This window comes from Holdemania filiformis (assembly GCF_003459085.1).
GTDB lineage: Bacteria > Bacillota_I > Bacilli_A > Erysipelotrichales > Erysipelotrichaceae > Holdemania > Holdemania filiformis.
The window spans coordinates 12,520-27,681 of the sequence record NZ_QRUP01000002.1 but is presented as its reverse complement, the minus strand read 5'-3'; the positions used below and the strand labels follow the sequence as shown (position 1 = coordinate 27,681).

Here is a 15,162-nt window from a genome sequence, read left to right as displayed (position 1 = left end):
ACTCACGATGAAAAATTATGCCTATTACCCCGCCGACAGCTATGCCACCTTCCGCCAGTTTCTCGAAGGCACAAGCCGCCGTTTTGGTGAAAAAGAAGCGTTGGTCAGCTACTCCCCCAAGGGCGAACGCCGCTGTCTGACCTTCAGCCAGCTGAAGCAAAACGTCCAGGCGTTAAGCGAAGCCTTCCGGCTGTCGCTGCCGGAAGGCAACATCGCGATCCTCAGCGAAAACAGTATCGAATGGCTGCTTGTTTACTTCGCTTTGATCGTCAGCGGCCGCACCGCCGTGTGCATCGATATCGAGCAATCCGACGACGTGCTGCGCAGTATGATCCTTCAGGCGGACTGCACGGCGTGCTTCCTCTCCCCGGCCTTTGAACCGGTCGGCAGCCTGTTATGTCAGGAGAATCCCCGGCTGAAGCAGCTGCTCCTAATGGAAAAAGAAGGCAAAGGTGCGCTGGCGGAGCTGCTGGCCCAAGGACAGGCGATAACAGCGCGCCATCAGGGCGGCTGGTCGTTTCCCGATCACGCAGAAACCTTTACCGCTTCAATCGTCTACACCTCCGGCACAACCAGCACCTCCAAGCCGGTGATGTTGTCCGAGGTTGGCATCCTTACCAATGCCGCCGACTCGATGCGGTTGGTTGCCGTGGGGGCAACGGTGTTTACCTCGCTGCCCTTCTACCACACCTACGGCCTGACCTGTTCCGTCATCAACATGCTTCTGCACGGCAGCACGGTCGGCGTCAACGGCTCGTTAAAAACGATGATGCGCGATTTAAAAACCTTCGCGCCGGAAACGATGATGGCCGTGCCGCTGATCGTCGAAACGCTTCATCAGAATATCTGGCGGACGCTGCGCAAGCAAGGCAAGGAAGAAGCCGTGCGCAAGTATATCAAACTGTTCCAGCTCGGCCGCAAGTTCAACATCACGCTGCATCCCGCGTTCTTACAGCCGATTCGCGAGGCCTTCGGCGGACATTTGTCCTTGATCATCTGCGGCGGCGCGCACCTGTCAGCCTCCATCGGCGCAGAGATGGAGGCGTTCGGCTTCCAGATCATCCAGGGCTATGGGATTACGGAATGCTCGCCGTTATTGGCCGTTAACCGCAATAAGGACCGGCGTGTCGATACCGTCGGCCATGTTCTGCCCAGCTACAAGCTGAAGCTCAAGGACGGTGAAATTCTCGTTCAGGGCGTTTCGCTGATGCAGGGATATTATAAAAATGAGGAACTGACTGCCGCCGCCTTTGACGACGGCTGGTTTATGACCGGCGATCTGGGCAGTCTGGACAAAAACGGACACCTGACGATCACCGGCCGCAAGAAAAATCTGATCGTGTTTAAAAACGGAAAAAAGGTCTCTCCGGAAGAAATTGAAAGTTATGTGAGTTCGCTGCCCTTGATCAAGGAAGTCATGGCCTTCGGGCTGAGCTCCTCATCCCACGCCGACGACGTGCGGCTGGCATTGATGGTGTATCCGGATCCTGAGCTGACCGCCGGGATGTCGTCCTATGAGATTTTGGAACAGCTGCAGACACAGATCGATCAGATCAACGAAACGCTGCCGGTCTATAAACAAATTCAGATGATCAAGCTGCGTGATTCGGAATTTGAAAAAACGGCGACTAAAAAAATCAAACGCAGCACCATCCTAGAAAAGAGGTAATTCCGTCCATGCTTGAGAAAATCATCGCGATCATCATCGCGGAAACCGGCCAGCCGGGCGTCAGCGCCCAGACCGATCTGGTCCGCGATTTACAGCTGAATTCCTTCGATATCGTCAATATCATCGCTGCGCTGGAGGAAACCTTCGACGTCGAGATCAATGTCCGCGAAATCCGCAAGATCCGCAACGTCAAGGATATCCTGACGACGCTGACCCGCCTGGGCGCGCATGACTGAAGGGTTTCCCGGACTGTGGCGCTTCAGCGCTGACTTAAGCGGAAGCAACAGCGCGCAGCGCTTAAACCAGGCGTTGGCCTGGCTGACGGAGCAGCAGCTTCTGCCGTTTGTCCCGGTTCAGAAAAGCGTCAATATTCATGGCAAACCGTTCTTCGCCGATCTGCCGGCGCTGCATTTCAGCCTTTCTCACTGCCAGTCGGAATGGGTGTGTCTGATCGCCAGCGCTCCGGTCGGCATCGACATCGAACAGATTCGCGGCTGCCGTCAGGAAGCCATCGCAAGACGTTTCTTCCACCCGCTGGAACAAGCCTGGCTGATGCAGCATCCACAAGCCTTCTTCCAGATCTGGACGGCAAAGGAAAGCGTCGTCAAATGGTCGGGAACCGGTATCGGGGAAGACTTTTCCCGCTTCAGCGTGGTCGACGAAACCGGCCGGCTGTCCGAGACGCCGGACTACCGGCTGATTCCGTTTGCCACAAAAAAAGGAACGCCCGGCACGATGTGCCTGAGCGCTTCCCTGATGGATGCGATTCACGATCATGAATTGGATTGAAGCTCGCTGAGCCGGACTAAACGTGTCCCGGTGCGGCGCGCGAATTGTTCGTCATGCGTCACGACCAGAATCCCCAGGCCGTCCTGGTTAGCCAGCGACTGGATGATGCGGGTTACTTCCAGTGCCGATTGTTCGTCCAGCGCGCTGGTCGGTTCATCGAAGCACAGGATTTCCGGCGCCAGCATACAGGCCCGCGCAATCGCGGCCCGCTGCTTCTGTCCGCCGGAAAGCGCGTTGGGATAGGCGTCGGCCTTCTCCGCTAAATTCAGCTGTTCCAAAAGCCTGCGGGCTTTTTTTTCAGCTTCCGCCGCACTCATCCGTTTCTGATGAACCGGCGCTTTGATCAAGTTCTGTAAGACGGTCCAGTGCGGAAACAGGTTCCAGTTCTGAAACACCAGTCCGATCTTCTGCCGGTATTGGACCGGCGACTGCCAGCGGCCATCCTGACACAGCACCGTGCCGGAAAGGGAAATCGTGCCTTTCTCCGGCAGCTCCAGTCCGCACAGACAGCGCAGCAGCGTGGTTTTCCCAGCCCCGGAAGGGCCCATCAGGCACACGATTTCGCCCGGATCCACGCGCAGCGACACCTTTTCAAAGACCGGCGCCGCGCCGAAGGTCTTAGCGCAATTTTCTGCAATGCAGCTCATGAGTTGCCCTCCTAATAATAACTGATGCGTTTCTCAATGCGGCCCAGAATCCAGCTGAATCCGCCGCACATCGCCAAATAGAGAATCCCGACGAAAACAAACGGCAGCGCCGTCGCGTAGGTGTTGACCGCGGAACGGCCGGCTTTCAGCAGCTCGGAGGCCCCCAGCACATAGATCAGCGACGTGTCCTTGACCAAATTCAGAACTTCGTTGCCAATCGAAGGCATCGCCGTGCGCAGCGCCTGCGGCAGCTGAATCCGGAAGTAGATATACCGGCGGGAGAAACCGAGCATCTTGCCGGCTTCCGCCTGGCCGGGATCAACCGCGCTTAACGCTCCGCGCAGGATCTCGATAAAATAAGCGGTATAATTCAGGGTAAACGCGATATAGATCGACATTTCCCGGCTCAGCGTCAGACCGAGATACGGCATGCCGAAGAAAATGAACATCAGCTGCAATAACAGCGGCGTTCCCCGCATCAGCGTGATGTAGCCGCGAAACAAGGGTTTTAAGGCGCGGCCGGAAAACTGTTGAAGCGCCTGAAGCAGACAGGCCAGCGGCAACGACAGCATCAGCGTCAGGAAGAACACCTGCAGCGTGACCCCGGCCCCGGCCAATAAGGACGGCAGGATCTGTCTCAGCATGCCTATTCCCCGAACCACTTAGCGTTCAGCGCCGCCGTCGTGCCGTCTTCATTGCACGCTTTCATCGCTTCGTTGATTTTTTCCAGCAGCGTCGTATCCTGCTTGCGCATGCCGACCGCGTATTGTTCCGTTCCAAAGTTCTCATCCAGCACCTTATATTTCTCCTGACCGCGCTGTTTCATCACATACCGCGCCAACACCTCGTCGACGACGATTGCCTGCGAACGGCCGGCTTCCAGATCCATAAAGCAGTCGATATTCGTATCGAATTCCTCCGGCGCGCCGTTTTTTAAAGTGGAAGTCAACGCGGTATCGGCGCTGACCGCTTCCAAGGCGCTCGATTCTTTCTGAACCGCAATCGTTTTCCCTGCCAGATCCGCTTTTGTGCTGACTGCCGAATCGGCCAGTGTGATGATCAGCTGGCGGTTTTCCAGATACGGCTCGGAGAACGCCACCTGCTGTCTGCGCGTATCCGTAATTGAATATCCGTTCCAGATCAGGTCGATGTTACCGGCGTTCAGCTCGGATTCCTTCATCGACCAGTCGATCGTCTGGAATTCAAATTCCAGTCCCAGCTTTTCGGAAACAGCCTTTGCCATTTCGATATCATAGCCGGTAAGCTCGTTGTTTTCATCACGGAAGCCCATCGGCGCAAACGTATCGTCTATCCCGACGACCAGCTTACCCTTCGCTTCCAGTGCGCTCCAGCTGTCTTCCTGCGGCTTGGCGGCGCTCTGACAGCCCGTCATGGCCACCAGGGCCAAACCGATCAAACCCATGCCTAATTTTCCGATTTTCATTTTCATTTCTCCTTTTTTCTTTTTTGATATAGCATGAAATGAAATTGAATCCCGAAAAGGATGCGTTTCAGCCCGCGCCGCTAAAACAAAAACCCTCTCGTCCTATAGCTAAGGACGAGAGGGTCGTTTTTCCCTTCGTGGTTCCACCTTAATTCACTGAATTCCTCACGAAATTCAGCCTCTTCGAGTACAAAACTTCTATACTCTAGTACGATAACGGGTACAGGTTCCGATCCAGCCTACTTGATTCCTCGTTCGGTGAATTGCTCCAAGATGTGTTCAACCTGTTTCTCATATTCCCTTGCACCAACCGGGAACTCTCTGAACGAGCGGTTCAGGTTTACTTTTTCTTTTCATCGCTGTTATATCAATGACTGTATGATAAATCCGAAGCGGGATCTTGTCAAGCAGGAATTGAAATTTTTCTGAAACTCTTTCTGCTTCTTTCAGGAATTTCAATCCGCTGCTTTGTCGTCCAACGTTAAGGCAGGCAGCCGGCTGGCCTGTTCCCCATCGGCATGATTTTGAGATTTGCGCCCGGGAAAAGCCGGGATTCCGCTTAACCCCTGCTGGATCAGCCAGACCGCCATCACAATTCCGACTGGAAGCAGCTTCGCTCCCAGAATACTCAAGCGGGTCAGTGTTCCATAAACCGACCGGGTCCGGCCTTTTTTACTGTCAGCGAGCGCCAGATAGGCGACCGGAGAGGGATCCGTGATCGGAAACAGCCGCGTAACGTCAGGTTTCGCAGAGGTCTGTGCCTTTGTGATAAACGGCGTTCTCATCCAGCAGGGACAGACGGAAGTGACCGCAATGCCCCGCGGCTTCAGCTCAACCGCTAACGCCAGAGAAAACCGGTCGATAAACGCCTTGCTTGCCGCGTACACGTTAAAATACGGCAGCGGCTGAAAGGCGGCTTGCGAAGCCGTGTTGACGATCCGGCTGCCCGCCAACATGTACGGCAGGCAGTTCCACGTCATTTCCACGACCGCGCGGCAGTTGAGATCGACGATCCACGCCGCTTCCAAAGCTTCCAGCTTTTCAAACGGGCCGAACTTGCCGATCCCCGCGTTGTTGATCAGCCAGCGGATCTCCGGTTTTTCCAGACTCAAACGGCGGTGAAAATCCGCCAAAGCATCCAGCTGCGTCAGGTCGATTTCAACCGGAACGATTCGGTCACCGAAATCCTGAACCAGCCGCTGCAGCCGGGCCGGCGTTTTGGCCAGCGCCCAGATTTCATCGACGTCCGATTCTTTCACGATCAGACGCGTATATTCCCGGCCCAGCCCGCTGTCCGCACCGGTGATCACCGCAATTTTTTTCATGACACCCCTCTTTTCCGATTTATTTTTCATTATTCTTCCTCTTTAGTATGGCTGCTTCTTACTGTTTAACCGGAAAGTCCGCTGCCTTTTTTAACCTTTACGCTGATCTTTTGAAAAAGTAGAAAATATTTCAATTCTTGCCAAATAAAAAAGGCGGAGTCGCAACTCAGCCTTCCTGCGTTCTTATGTCTACAGATCGATGTTCATCAGCGCCAGGTCGGTTTTAATCCCTTCCTGCAGCACCTGTTCGTCAAAATCAAAATGGCAGTTATGCAGCGCGATGCCCGTGCCTGTGCCTAAGAAGAAGAACACGCCCGGGATTTTCCGCTGGTAAAACGCGAAATCCTCCGCGATCATTTCCGGCTTGTCCAGCACCTGCAGCTGCGGCAGAAGCGCCTGCGCCTTCGCAAACAGCGGGGCGTCGTTGATCACGGCCGGATAACCTTCCGTATAATCAAACACGATCTGACAGCCGGTTTCCTGTTCCAGCTGGCGCATGATCGCCTTCGTCTGATCGATCATCCAGTCGAACGTGGCGTCCTGAAACGACCGGTAGGAGCCTTCCAGCACAGCGGTTTCCGGCAGAATGTTGCGCACGGTGCCAGCGTGGAAATTACCGAACTTTAAGATCCGGTATTGATTCGGGGCGATTTTCTTTTCCATCGCGTACAGGCGGCATAACAGCTCCGCGCCGATCGCCAGCGCGTCGATGCCCTCGTCCGGCTTGGCGCAGTGAGTGCTCTTGCCCTTGACCGTTACCGTGACCTCGCTGGCATGCGCCATCATCTCGTCCGGCCGGCTGGCGATGGAACCGGCCGGAATAAACGGCCACAGATGCGTGCCGAAGATCGCCTTGACGTTGTACTTTTCAAAAATTCCGGTATCGCAGATCGGCTTGGCGCCGCCGACGGTTTCCTCCGACGGCTGAAAGATTAACAGGATGTTGTTTTTCCAACCGCTGCGGTCAAGCTGATCCAGCTCCTGGGCGAACCCCAGCAGCATCGCCATGTGGCCGTCGTGACCGCAGGCGTGCATCTTTCCCGGATGACGCGAAGCGAAATCCAGCCCTGTTTCTTCCTGGATTGGCAGCGCGTCCATATCCGCGCGATAGGCCAGCGTCACAGGCCGGCCGGCGTCAAAGTAGGCGGCCGCGCCGGTTTCCAACAGCTCGATGACCTCGCAATGCAATGTTTTTAAAACGGAAACAACATACTCCTTGGTTTTAAATTCAGTGAAGCTGGTTTCCGGAATCTGATGCAGATCCCGGCGAAATTGTGTCGCTTGATTCATACGGAAGACTCCTTTCGTGATTCTCTCTCTTTCATTGTAACGAACTTGAAAAATTCGTCAAGCAAAGAGCGCACACCGTCATAAGATTTGTTATAATGAAGAACAGGAGTTGATCAACCATGCTGCAAATATCCAATCTACAGCTTTCGCTGGATGAAAATCCGCAGAGCCTGGAACCTTTGATTATGAAAAAACTGCGGCTGCGCCCGGGTCGTCTGACATCCTGGAAAATCGTGAAGGAATCGCTGGACGCGCGCAAGAAACCGCTGCGGTTTGTCTATACCGTCCTGGCCGAAACGCCGGATGAAGCGCAGATTCTCAAAAAGAAGCTGCCTCACGTCAGCGCGGCTGAGCCATATATCTACCAGCCGCCCCGTCCTCTGACTCATGGCAAAGAGCGGCCGGTCGTCGTCGGCTTCGGCCCGTGCGGCATGTTTGCGGCGCTGTTGTTAGCCGAGGCGGGACTGCGTCCGATCGTGCTGGAACGCGGCGCGGACGTCGATCAGCGCGTCAAGGACGTCGAAGCCTATTGGCAAGGCGGGCCGCTGAATCCGCAAAGCAACGTGCAGTTCGGCGAAGGCGGCGCGGGTACTTTTTCCGACGGCAAGCTGACGACGCGCGTCAAGGACGTGCGGATTGTCAAGGTCACCGACGAGCTGATTGAAGCCGGGGCGGATCCGGAGATCGGCTATCAGGCGCACCCTCACATCGGTACCGACCGGCTGCGGCAGATCGTCAAAAATATCCGGCTGAAAATCCAGCGGCTGGGCGGCGAAGTCCGCTTCAACACGCCGATGACCGGGATTTTTACCGACGCCGACGGAATCTGTGCGATCCAGGCCGGAGATCAGCGGATCGCCTGCCGCCAGCTGGTGCTGGCGCTCGGCCACAGCGCGCGCGATACGTTCACGATGCTGCACGAAGCCAACGTCGCGATGGAAGCCAAGGATTTTGCGGTCGGCGTGCGCGTCGAGCATCCGCAGAAACTGATCGATCAGAATCAATATAAGGAAGCCGCCGGCCACCCGCGGTTAAAAAGCGCGGAATACCGGCTGACCTGCCAGACGCAGGAAGGCCGCGGCGTCTACTCGTTCTGCATGTGTCCGGGCGGCACCGTCGTCGCCAGCGCCAGCGAGGACGAAGCGATCGTCACCAACGGGATGAGTGAATACGCCCGCGATCAGGCCAACGCCAACAGCGCCCTGTTAGTGCAGGTGCGCCGCAGCGACTTCGGCGAAGGGGTGTTGGATGGGATGCGGTATCAGCAGGAGCTTGAACACCAGGCCTGGATCCTGGGCGACCGCTGCGGCAAAGCACCATGCCAGCGGATCGCGGACTATCTGGCGGCCCGCCCTTCCTGCGATTACGGAACCGTGATTCCCAGCTACAGCCGCGGGGTGACGATGACGGATCTGCATTCGTTGTTTTCCCCGTCGATCAACCGCGCGTTAGCGGAAGCACTGCTTTATTTTGATCAGAAAATCCCCGGATTTATCGAAACCGACGCACTCATGACGGGTGTGGAAACCCGCTCTTCCTCGCCGGTGCGGATTTTGCGGGATGAATCCTTTCAGAGCTTAACCACGCCTGGCCTGTATCCGGCGGGTGAAGGTGCGGGGTATGCCGGCGGGATCGTGTCGGCGGCGATCGACGGCCTGCGTGTCGGCGAACAGATTCTCCGTGATCAGGAAAGCACGGGTACCGGGCGATGACCCACGATTTTGATCAGCTGCTGCAAAGCGCGGCCTACGCCGGTCAGCTGTTGTTGGAAAGCGGCGCGGAGATTTACCGCGTCGAGGACACCATCTGCCGGATCTGTCTGAATTACGGCGCTCAGGAAGCCAGCAGCATCGTACTGCCGACCGGGATCTTCGTTACGATCGTCGCCGGCGGGCGTTCTGTCAGTAAGATTGTCCGGATCAAATCCCGCGGTCTGGATATCGACCGCATCGACCGGATCAATACGCTCTCCCGCCAAAGCAAAACGCTGTCGCTGGACGAATTTCTAGCGCAGCTGCGCGCGATCGCCCGGCTTCGTCCCTACTCGCTTTCACGCCGGATCGCAGCTGGGGCACTGGGCGCAGGGGGATTCACCTTGTTCTTCGGCGGCCGGTTTTCCGACTTGTGCTGCGCGCTGGTCATCGGCGGCCTGATTGAAGGATGCAGTTCGGTTTTAGAACAACGTCAGTTCCCGTCCTTCTTTGCGATCAGCCTGTGCTCCGCCCTCACCGCACTGTTGGCGATCGGCTTGAACCAGACCGGTCTGGCGCCGTCCTTAGACGCACTGATCATCGGCTGTCTGATGCTGCTGGTCCCCGGTCTGGCGATCACCAACGCGATCCGCGACAGTCTGTCCGGCGATCTGATCTCCGGCATGACGCGCGGGGTTGAAGCAGTTTTGATCGCAATCGCCGTAGCGCTCGGTCCCGGCTTAGTCATGAGTCTGTGGATGATGCTGGGAGGTAATCCGTTATGGTAATCAAACTGATCGGCGCCTTCCTGGCGGAAATCGGATTCGGCATCTTGTTTAATATTCATGGTCAAAAGCTCTGGGCCGCGGCGTTCACCGGAACATTGGGCAGCCTGATTTATGAGCTGGTGATGCAGATCCGCGGCGGCGAAGTGCTGGCGATGTTTCTGGCTGCCTGCGGGCTGTGCCTGGTCAGCGAGCTGCTTGCCCGGCGTATGAAAACTCCGGTCACAACGTTTCTGATCTGTGCTCTGATTCCCTTAGTTCCCGGCGGCGGCATGTACTATACGATGCTGGCGATCATCCAGGGTAATACGATGAGCGCCTTGGAAACGGGAATTCACACGTTGGGCTGTGCCGGCGCGCTGGCCCTGGGCATTGCGCTGACCAGTGCTTTTTTCACCTTTTCGATGAAAAAATCATGAAATCTCATGCAAAACCTGAATTTTTTCAGGTTTTTTATGTATAATTGAGGACATTCTGTAGCTATACTAAGGTCTGAGCTTATCTCTTAAGAAGTCTGAAAGTTTCTTACATTTTTCTTAAAACAAACAAAAACTTTCATGACGAATGTGAATTTTTCTTCACAGAGATTGCATTTCTTCTTCAGCCGTTTAAAATAGAATCCAGCATCCGCGTCAGGCGGTGCTGCTTTTTACAGGGTGAGAATCCGAAGAAAGGACCATGAATATGCTAGAAAGTTTAAACGCATTCAATTTTACAATATTTATTTTATTCCTGCTTCTCTATTTATATCAGATCATCTATGCCGGGGTCGTCTTGTGCGGCAGAAAGAAACCTACCCCGGAAGCGAAGCAGATGCACCGCTACGGCGTGATCATCGCCGCGCGCAATGAGGCGACGGTCATCCGCGAACTGCTTCAGAGCATTAAGGCGCAGAATTATCCGGACGGCTTAGTCACGGCCTTTGTCGTGGCGGATAACTGCACGGACAACACAGCCGAGCTGGCCCAGGCGGAAGGCGCGGTGGTGTATGAACGCTTCAATCAGCTCAAAGTCGGCAAGGGCTATGCGCTGGATTACGCCTTCAAACACATCATGAAAGAATATCCGGAAGACTGGTTTGAAGCTTATTTCGTCTTTGATGCCGATAACCTGCTTGATCCGAACTATATTCGGGAAATGAACAAAGTTTTTGATTCCGGTTATGAGATCATCACCAGTTACCGCAACTCCAAGAATTACGATTCCAACTGGATTTCCGCGGGTTATTCCTTGTGGTTTTTGCGGGAATCGAAATATCTGAACCAGGCGCGGATGATGTGCGGCTCCAGCTGCGCGATCTCCGGTACCGGCTTTATGATCTCCAATCAGATCGTTAAAGCCAACAACGGCTGGAAGCACCATTTATTAACAGAAGATATCGAATTCTCTGTGGACAGCGTCCTGCACGGTTTAAAGATCGGCTATTGCGGCGATGCGGTGCTGTATGACGAACAACCATGTACGTTTGAACAATCCTGGAAGCAGCGGCTGCGCTGGTCCAAGGGGTTCTATCAGGTTTTCGGCAAGTATGGCCAGGCGCTGGTCAAACGGATTTTCAAGGAACATGATTTCAGCAGCTACGACATGACGATGACGATTGCCCCGGCTCTGTTCGTTTCCCTGTTCAGCGTGCTGATCAACTCGCTGGCCTTGTTGTGGACATTATTCGTCCAGCGTGATCCGGAAGTCTTATCCGTAACGCTGGGTGCGATCATCGCTTCCGTCACGAATTACTATCTGATCCTGTATGCTTTCGGCATCCTGACAACCGTCACGGAATGGGATAACATCCATTGCAGCGCCGGGAAGAAAATCCTGTATACCTTCACCTTCCCGATCTTCATCTTCACTTATGTTCCCATCGCGATTGAAGCATTATTCAAGAAAATCGAATGGAGTCCGATCACGCATACGATCGCCAAATCCATTCAGGAAATACGCGACTAACCGCGTATTTTTTTATCCCGCAGCGCCGGTGTTCCAAACACGAATACCGCCGCCGCTTACTTTTTTAGACATTTCGCCCGAAAAGTCGGCTTACGTCAAGGAAAGTTTACGATTTCTTCACACAAACTTCACGGATTCTTCCTATAATAAAGACGATAAGAAAGAAGGAAATAAAAATGTTCGATCACGAATTCTCAGATTCCGAAACCGCAGCGGTCAAAAAAGAACTGCGGTCGATGAAAAGAACCTTCCGCATCGGGTTGGCTGCCTGTGCATTCTTGTCCGGCGTGATCGGCTTTTCTGCCGGAACGCTGGCCGCCAAGAGCCAGAAAGGCAGCGTTGTCGTACAAAGCGTGGAACGCCGGCCTCAGAATCTTGAAAACATCCCTGTCACCTCGATCAATATCCCTTCCGTCGCGGCGCTGACGCAAAACAGCGTCGTGGAGATCCGCACCGAATCGGTCACCAACAGCCTGTTTCTGCGGCAGTTTGTCACCGAGGGCGCCGGCAGCGGCGTCATCATTTCCGAAGACGGCTACATCGTCACTAACAATCACGTGATTCAGGATGCCCGGGCGATCACGGTTGCGCTGCACGACGGCACAACCTACGAAGCCCAGCTGATCGCCACCGATTCCAAAATGGATATCGGCGTGATCAAGATTGAAGCTTCCGGGCTGACCCCGGCGATTCTGGGAGATTCCGATTCCCTGTCGGTCGGCGAGCCGGTCGTGGCTGTCGGCAATCCGCTAGGTCAGCTGGGCGGCACCGTTACCGACGGCATCGTCAGCGCCCTCGATCGGGAAATCATTCTGAACAACGAACGCCGGAATCTGCTTCAGACCAACGCTGCCATCAACCCGGGCAACTCCGGCGGCGGCCTGTTCAACGCTGACGGCGAGCTGGTCGGCATCGTCGTCGCCAAATCCTCGGGTGAAGACGTCGAGGGCTTGGGCTTTGCGATTCCGATCAACGATGCGAAGCCGATCATTGAAGATCTGATCGCCCAGGGGTATGTCGGCGGACGGGTTTCGTTAGGCGTCACCGCTCTGGATCTGACAAGCCCGCAGCTGGCCGCTCAGTACGGATATAAAACGCCGGGCGTCTACGTTCAATCGGTGGTTGAAAACTCCAGTGCCGCCGCCGGCGGGCTGCAGCCGGGCGATTGCTTCGTTTCGATAAACGGAACGGCGATTGAAGCGATTTCCGACGTCACAACGATTCTTAACGACAGTTCGGTCGGCGATCAGCTTGAAGTCACCGTCAAACGGGACGGCAAGATCGTTGAGCTGACCATCACCCTGCAGGAGAAAAAAGGATAACGCTAAGAAAGCTGGCCGCTGACCAGCTTTTTTGATGCGCAAAGAAAGCAGAGGAAAGCCTGTCATCCCACAAGAAGTCCTGCGAAGAAACCGGTTTTCGTTAATCCCGTTCATGTTAACAAAGCTGCGGACACAAAAAAGGACCGGAGCTTGTCCGATCCCTTGTCATTCTCTACGGATTCAGTCTTCTTCGTTCGCAACGCTCGCGGCTTTGATTACCTTATCGGCAATCGGCTGTGGCGCCGGTTCGTACCGGTCGAATTCAATGACGAACGATCCGCGGCCCTGCGTCATCGAACGCAGTTCTGTCGAATATTTCATCATTTCCGCCATCGGGACTTCCGCAGTGATCTTCTGTTCTTTCTCATCGACCAGATCCATGCCCAGGATAATTCCGCGGCGCTTGTTGAAGTCACCGATGATCGTGCCGGTGTATTCCTCCGGAATCAGAACTTCAACCTTGCCGATCGGTTCCAGCAGAATCGGCTTGGCTTTCGGCATGCCCGCTTTATAAGCCAGCCGCGCCGCCGCTTTAAACGCAATTTCCTTGGAATCCACTTCATGGTAGGATCCGTCGGTCAACGTCGCTTTCACGCCGACCACCTTGTATCCGGCCAGCACGCCTTTTTCCATACATTCACGCAGCCCCGCTTCGACCGCCGGGAAATACTGCTTCGGTACCGCGCCGCCGAAGACAGACTCCGCAAAGACCATCTCATCGCCGTCGCACGGTTCAAATTTAACGAAGACATGGCCGTACTGTCCCGCACCGCCGGACTGCTTTTTATGCTTGCCTTCTGCGGTAACCGTTCCGCGTATCGTTTCACGGTACTGGACTTTCGGTTCTGTCGTATCGACTTCCACCTTGTATTTCGATTTCAGCTTGCTTAAAATGACGTCGATGTGCTGCACACCCATGCCGTACAGCACTGTTTCCTTGGTTTCTTTGTTCTTGTCCAGCCGAATCGACGGATCTTCCTCGCACATCCGCTGCAAGCCCATGCTCATCTTGTCTTCGTCCGCTTTGGTCTTCGGCCAGATCGCGACGCCCAGCATCGGCTTCGGGAATTCAATCGGGGCATACGTCACTGGTTTGGAGCGCGTTGCCAGCGTATCGTTGGTATCCGTGAACTGCAGCTTGACCACTGCGCCGATATCGCCGGTAAACAGCTTGCCGACCGCAATCTGATGCTTGCCCTTCACGATGTAGATCTGATTCAGTTTTTCAATCTTGTCTTTCTGAACATTCAAGACCTGAGCGTCTGTGCTCATAACGCCGGTCATAACCTTTAACAACGAAATCTTGCCGACAAACGGATCAATGATCGTTTTGAAGACCTGCGCCGTAAAGGCTTCCTGTTCGTTGGTTTCCATCAGAATTGGAATGCCGTCCGGATCCAGCGCTTCGATCATGCCCTTTTCCGCATAGCTTGGGAAATATTCGCGGATCAGATCGAGCAGTCGTTCAATGCCCGTGACCTGCGTGGCGCTGCCGCAATAAACCGGCCGGATATCGCCGTTGCGCACACCGATTCGCAGCCCCTTGGCGACTTCATGCTCGTCAAAGCTTTCGCCGCTGAAGAATTTTTCCATCAGCTCGTCGTCCGCCATTGCGATTGCTTCCGCAATCTGGCTGTAATATTCCTCGACGATATCTTTCAGCTCATCCGGTACGTCTTTCGGCGTTGTCCGGTCGTCGTAATACCATGCTTTCTTACGCAGGATGTTTACAGATCCCACAACCTTGCCGTCGCGCTGAATCGGAACCTCAAACGGAATGACCGTCTTACCGAAATGTTCGCGCAGCTGGTTGTAGGTCTGATCGAACGAAGCATTTTCCTCGTCGATCTTATTGATGAAGAAAATCGTCGGCAATTTCTTGCGGGTTACAATTTTCCATGCTTTTTCCGTGCCCGATTCCACGCCGTCCTTGGCGCCGACAACGATCAGCGCATTATCGCCGACCGCGATGCCGCACTGCGCTTCGCCCTCATAATCCAGATAACCCGGCGTATCGATAAAGTTGATCTTGCATTCTTTCCATTCCACCGGTGCGATCGAGGTATAGACGGACAATCCCCGTTTAATTTCTTCGGCGTCGTTATCCATAACGCTGGTGCCGTCGATTGTTTTGCCCAGCCGATCAGTCGCCTTGGTAAAATATAATGCAGCTTCCACGACGCTGGACTTGCCCGCGCCGCTGTGTCCCATCAGAACGATGTTGCGGACTTCATTCGCTAAATAATCTCTCAT

The 15,162-nt window shown here is 54.7% G+C and carries 14 protein-coding genes and 1 other annotated feature; of the genes, 8 read left to right on the top strand and 6 right to left on the bottom strand.

The window, feature by feature from the left end:
• The first annotated feature begins 7 nt into the window (after positions 1 to 7).
• Genes DWY25_RS02215 through DWY25_RS02205 form a run of 3 tightly spaced genes read left to right on the top strand, consistent with a single transcriptional unit; the run spans position 8 to position 2,458 of the window.
• Positions 8 to 1,669, top strand: coding sequence for an AMP-binding protein (locus DWY25_RS02215; protein ID WP_117893106.1), 1,662 nt, complete (start codon positions 8 to 10; stop codon positions 1,667 to 1,669).
• An 8-nt stretch (positions 1,670 to 1,677) separates the two neighbouring features.
• Complete coding sequence (locus tag DWY25_RS02210; protein ID WP_117893103.1) at positions 1,678 to 1,905, top strand: acyl carrier protein; 228 nt, start codon at positions 1,678 to 1,680, stop codon at positions 1,903 to 1,905.
• A complete protein-coding gene (locus DWY25_RS02205) occupies positions 1,898 to 2,458 on the top strand; it encodes a 4'-phosphopantetheinyl transferase family protein (protein WP_117893100.1) in 561 nt (186 codons plus the stop codon). Before DWY25_RS02210 ends, DWY25_RS02205 begins: the two co-directional genes overlap by 8 nt.
• Here DWY25_RS02205 and DWY25_RS02200 read toward each other — a convergent pair.
• The 5 genes from DWY25_RS02200 to DWY25_RS02180 all read right to left on the bottom strand — a co-directional run bounded on the left by DWY25_RS02200 (position 2,443) and on the right by DWY25_RS02180 (position 7,164).
• Positions 2,443 to 3,105 carry an amino acid ABC transporter ATP-binding protein gene (locus DWY25_RS02200; RefSeq protein ID WP_006058807.1) on the bottom strand — a complete coding sequence of 221 codons (663 nt, stop codon included), beginning with the start codon at positions 3,103 to 3,105 and terminating at the stop codon, positions 2,443 to 2,445. The genes DWY25_RS02205 and DWY25_RS02200 overlap by 16 nt on opposite strands.
• An 11-nt stretch (positions 3,106 to 3,116) precedes the next feature.
• Positions 3,117 to 3,749, bottom strand: coding sequence for an amino acid ABC transporter permease (locus DWY25_RS02195; protein ID WP_117893097.1), 633 nt, complete (start codon positions 3,747 to 3,749; stop codon positions 3,117 to 3,119).
• Between the two features lie 2 nt (positions 3,750 to 3,751).
• On the bottom strand, positions 3,752 to 4,549 hold the full coding sequence (locus DWY25_RS02190; RefSeq protein WP_039864225.1) for an amino acid ABC transporter substrate-binding protein: 798 nt from the start codon (positions 4,547 to 4,549) through the stop codon (positions 3,752 to 3,754).
• Between the two features lie 107 nt (positions 4,550 to 4,656).
• Positions 4,657 to 4,915, bottom strand: a binding site (T-box leader).
• Between the two features lie 89 nt (positions 4,916 to 5,004).
• Positions 5,005 to 5,874 (bottom strand): SDR family NAD(P)-dependent oxidoreductase, encoded by an 870-nt coding sequence (locus DWY25_RS02185; RefSeq protein ID WP_181981652.1) that lies wholly within the window; start codon positions 5,872 to 5,874, stop codon positions 5,005 to 5,007.
• A gap of 189 nt (positions 5,875 to 6,063) precedes the next feature.
• Positions 6,064 to 7,164, bottom strand: coding sequence for a M20 metallopeptidase family protein (locus tag DWY25_RS02180; protein ID WP_117893092.1), 1,101 nt, complete (start codon positions 7,162 to 7,164; stop codon positions 6,064 to 6,066).
• Between the two features lie 119 nt (positions 7,165 to 7,283).
• Between DWY25_RS02180 and DWY25_RS02175 the strand changes: the two genes are divergently transcribed.
• The 5 genes from DWY25_RS02175 to DWY25_RS02155 all read left to right on the top strand — a co-directional run bounded on the left by DWY25_RS02175 (position 7,284) and on the right by DWY25_RS02155 (position 12,909).
• Positions 7,284 to 8,876: an NAD(P)/FAD-dependent oxidoreductase gene (locus tag DWY25_RS02175; RefSeq protein ID WP_117893089.1), complete on the top strand. Its 1,593-nt coding sequence runs from the start codon at positions 7,284 to 7,286 to the stop codon at positions 8,874 to 8,876.
• Positions 8,873 to 9,643, top strand: coding sequence for a threonine/serine exporter family protein (locus tag DWY25_RS02170; RefSeq protein ID WP_117893086.1), 771 nt, complete (start codon positions 8,873 to 8,875; stop codon positions 9,641 to 9,643). Before DWY25_RS02175 ends, DWY25_RS02170 begins: the two co-directional genes overlap by 4 nt.
• Complete coding sequence (locus tag DWY25_RS02165; protein ID WP_117893083.1) at positions 9,637 to 10,059, top strand: threonine/serine exporter family protein; 423 nt, start codon at positions 9,637 to 9,639, stop codon at positions 10,057 to 10,059. Before DWY25_RS02170 ends, DWY25_RS02165 begins: the two co-directional genes overlap by 7 nt.
• 259 nt (positions 10,060 to 10,318) lie before the next feature.
• Complete coding sequence (locus DWY25_RS02160; RefSeq protein WP_117893080.1) at positions 10,319 to 11,587, top strand: glycosyltransferase family 2 protein; 1,269 nt, start codon at positions 10,319 to 10,321, stop codon at positions 11,585 to 11,587.
• Between the two features lie 176 nt (positions 11,588 to 11,763).
• The gene (locus tag DWY25_RS02155; protein WP_117893077.1) at positions 11,764 to 12,909 is read left to right on the top strand and encodes a S1C family serine protease; all 1,146 of its coding nucleotides are present in this window, start codon (positions 11,764 to 11,766) and stop codon (positions 12,907 to 12,909) included.
• A gap of 180 nt (positions 12,910 to 13,089) precedes the next feature.
• Here the strand turns inward: DWY25_RS02155 and fusA are convergent, their stop codons facing one another.
• The gene (fusA, locus tag DWY25_RS02150) at positions 13,090 to 15,162 is read right to left on the bottom strand and encodes an elongation factor G (RefSeq protein ID WP_006058796.1); all 2,073 of its coding nucleotides are present in this window, start codon (positions 15,160 to 15,162) and stop codon (positions 13,090 to 13,092) included.

Coding starts and splice junctions, on each gene's coding strand:
- DWY25_RS02215 (WP_117893106.1), top strand. CDS start 8: ATGAAAAATTATGCCTATTACCCCGCCGACAGCTATGCCACCTTCCGC.
- DWY25_RS02210 (WP_117893103.1), top strand. CDS start 1,678: ATGCTTGAGAAAATCATCGCGATCATCATCGCGGAAACCGGCCAGCCG.
- DWY25_RS02205 (WP_117893100.1), top strand. CDS start 1,898: ATGACTGAAGGGTTTCCCGGACTGTGGCGCTTCAGCGCTGACTTAAGC.
- DWY25_RS02200 (WP_006058807.1), bottom strand. CDS start 3,105: ATGAGCTGCATTGCAGAAAATTGCGCTAAGACCTTCGGCGCGGCGCCG.
- DWY25_RS02195 (WP_117893097.1), bottom strand. CDS start 3,749: ATGCTGAGACAGATCCTGCCGTCCTTATTGGCCGGGGCCGGGGTCACG.
- DWY25_RS02190 (WP_039864225.1), bottom strand. CDS start 4,549: ATGAAAATCGGAAAATTAGGCATGGGTTTGATCGGTTTGGCCCTGGTG.
- DWY25_RS02185 (WP_181981652.1), bottom strand. CDS start 5,874: ATGAAAAAAATTGCGGTGATCACCGGTGCGGACAGCGGGCTGGGCCGG.
- DWY25_RS02180 (WP_117893092.1), bottom strand. CDS start 7,164: ATGAATCAAGCGACACAATTTCGCCGGGATCTGCATCAGATTCCGGAA.
- DWY25_RS02175 (WP_117893089.1), top strand. CDS start 7,284: ATGCTGCAAATATCCAATCTACAGCTTTCGCTGGATGAAAATCCGCAG.
- DWY25_RS02170 (WP_117893086.1), top strand. CDS start 8,873: ATGACCCACGATTTTGATCAGCTGCTGCAAAGCGCGGCCTACGCCGGT.
- DWY25_RS02165 (WP_117893083.1), top strand. CDS start 9,637: ATGGTAATCAAACTGATCGGCGCCTTCCTGGCGGAAATCGGATTCGGC.
- DWY25_RS02160 (WP_117893080.1), top strand. CDS start 10,319: ATGAATATGCTAGAAAGTTTAAACGCATTCAATTTTACAATATTTATT.
- DWY25_RS02155 (WP_117893077.1), top strand. CDS start 11,764: ATGTTCGATCACGAATTCTCAGATTCCGAAACCGCAGCGGTCAAAAAA.
- fusA (WP_006058796.1), bottom strand. CDS start 15,162: ATGAGAGATTATTTAGCGAATGAAGTCCGCAACATCGTTCTGATGGGA.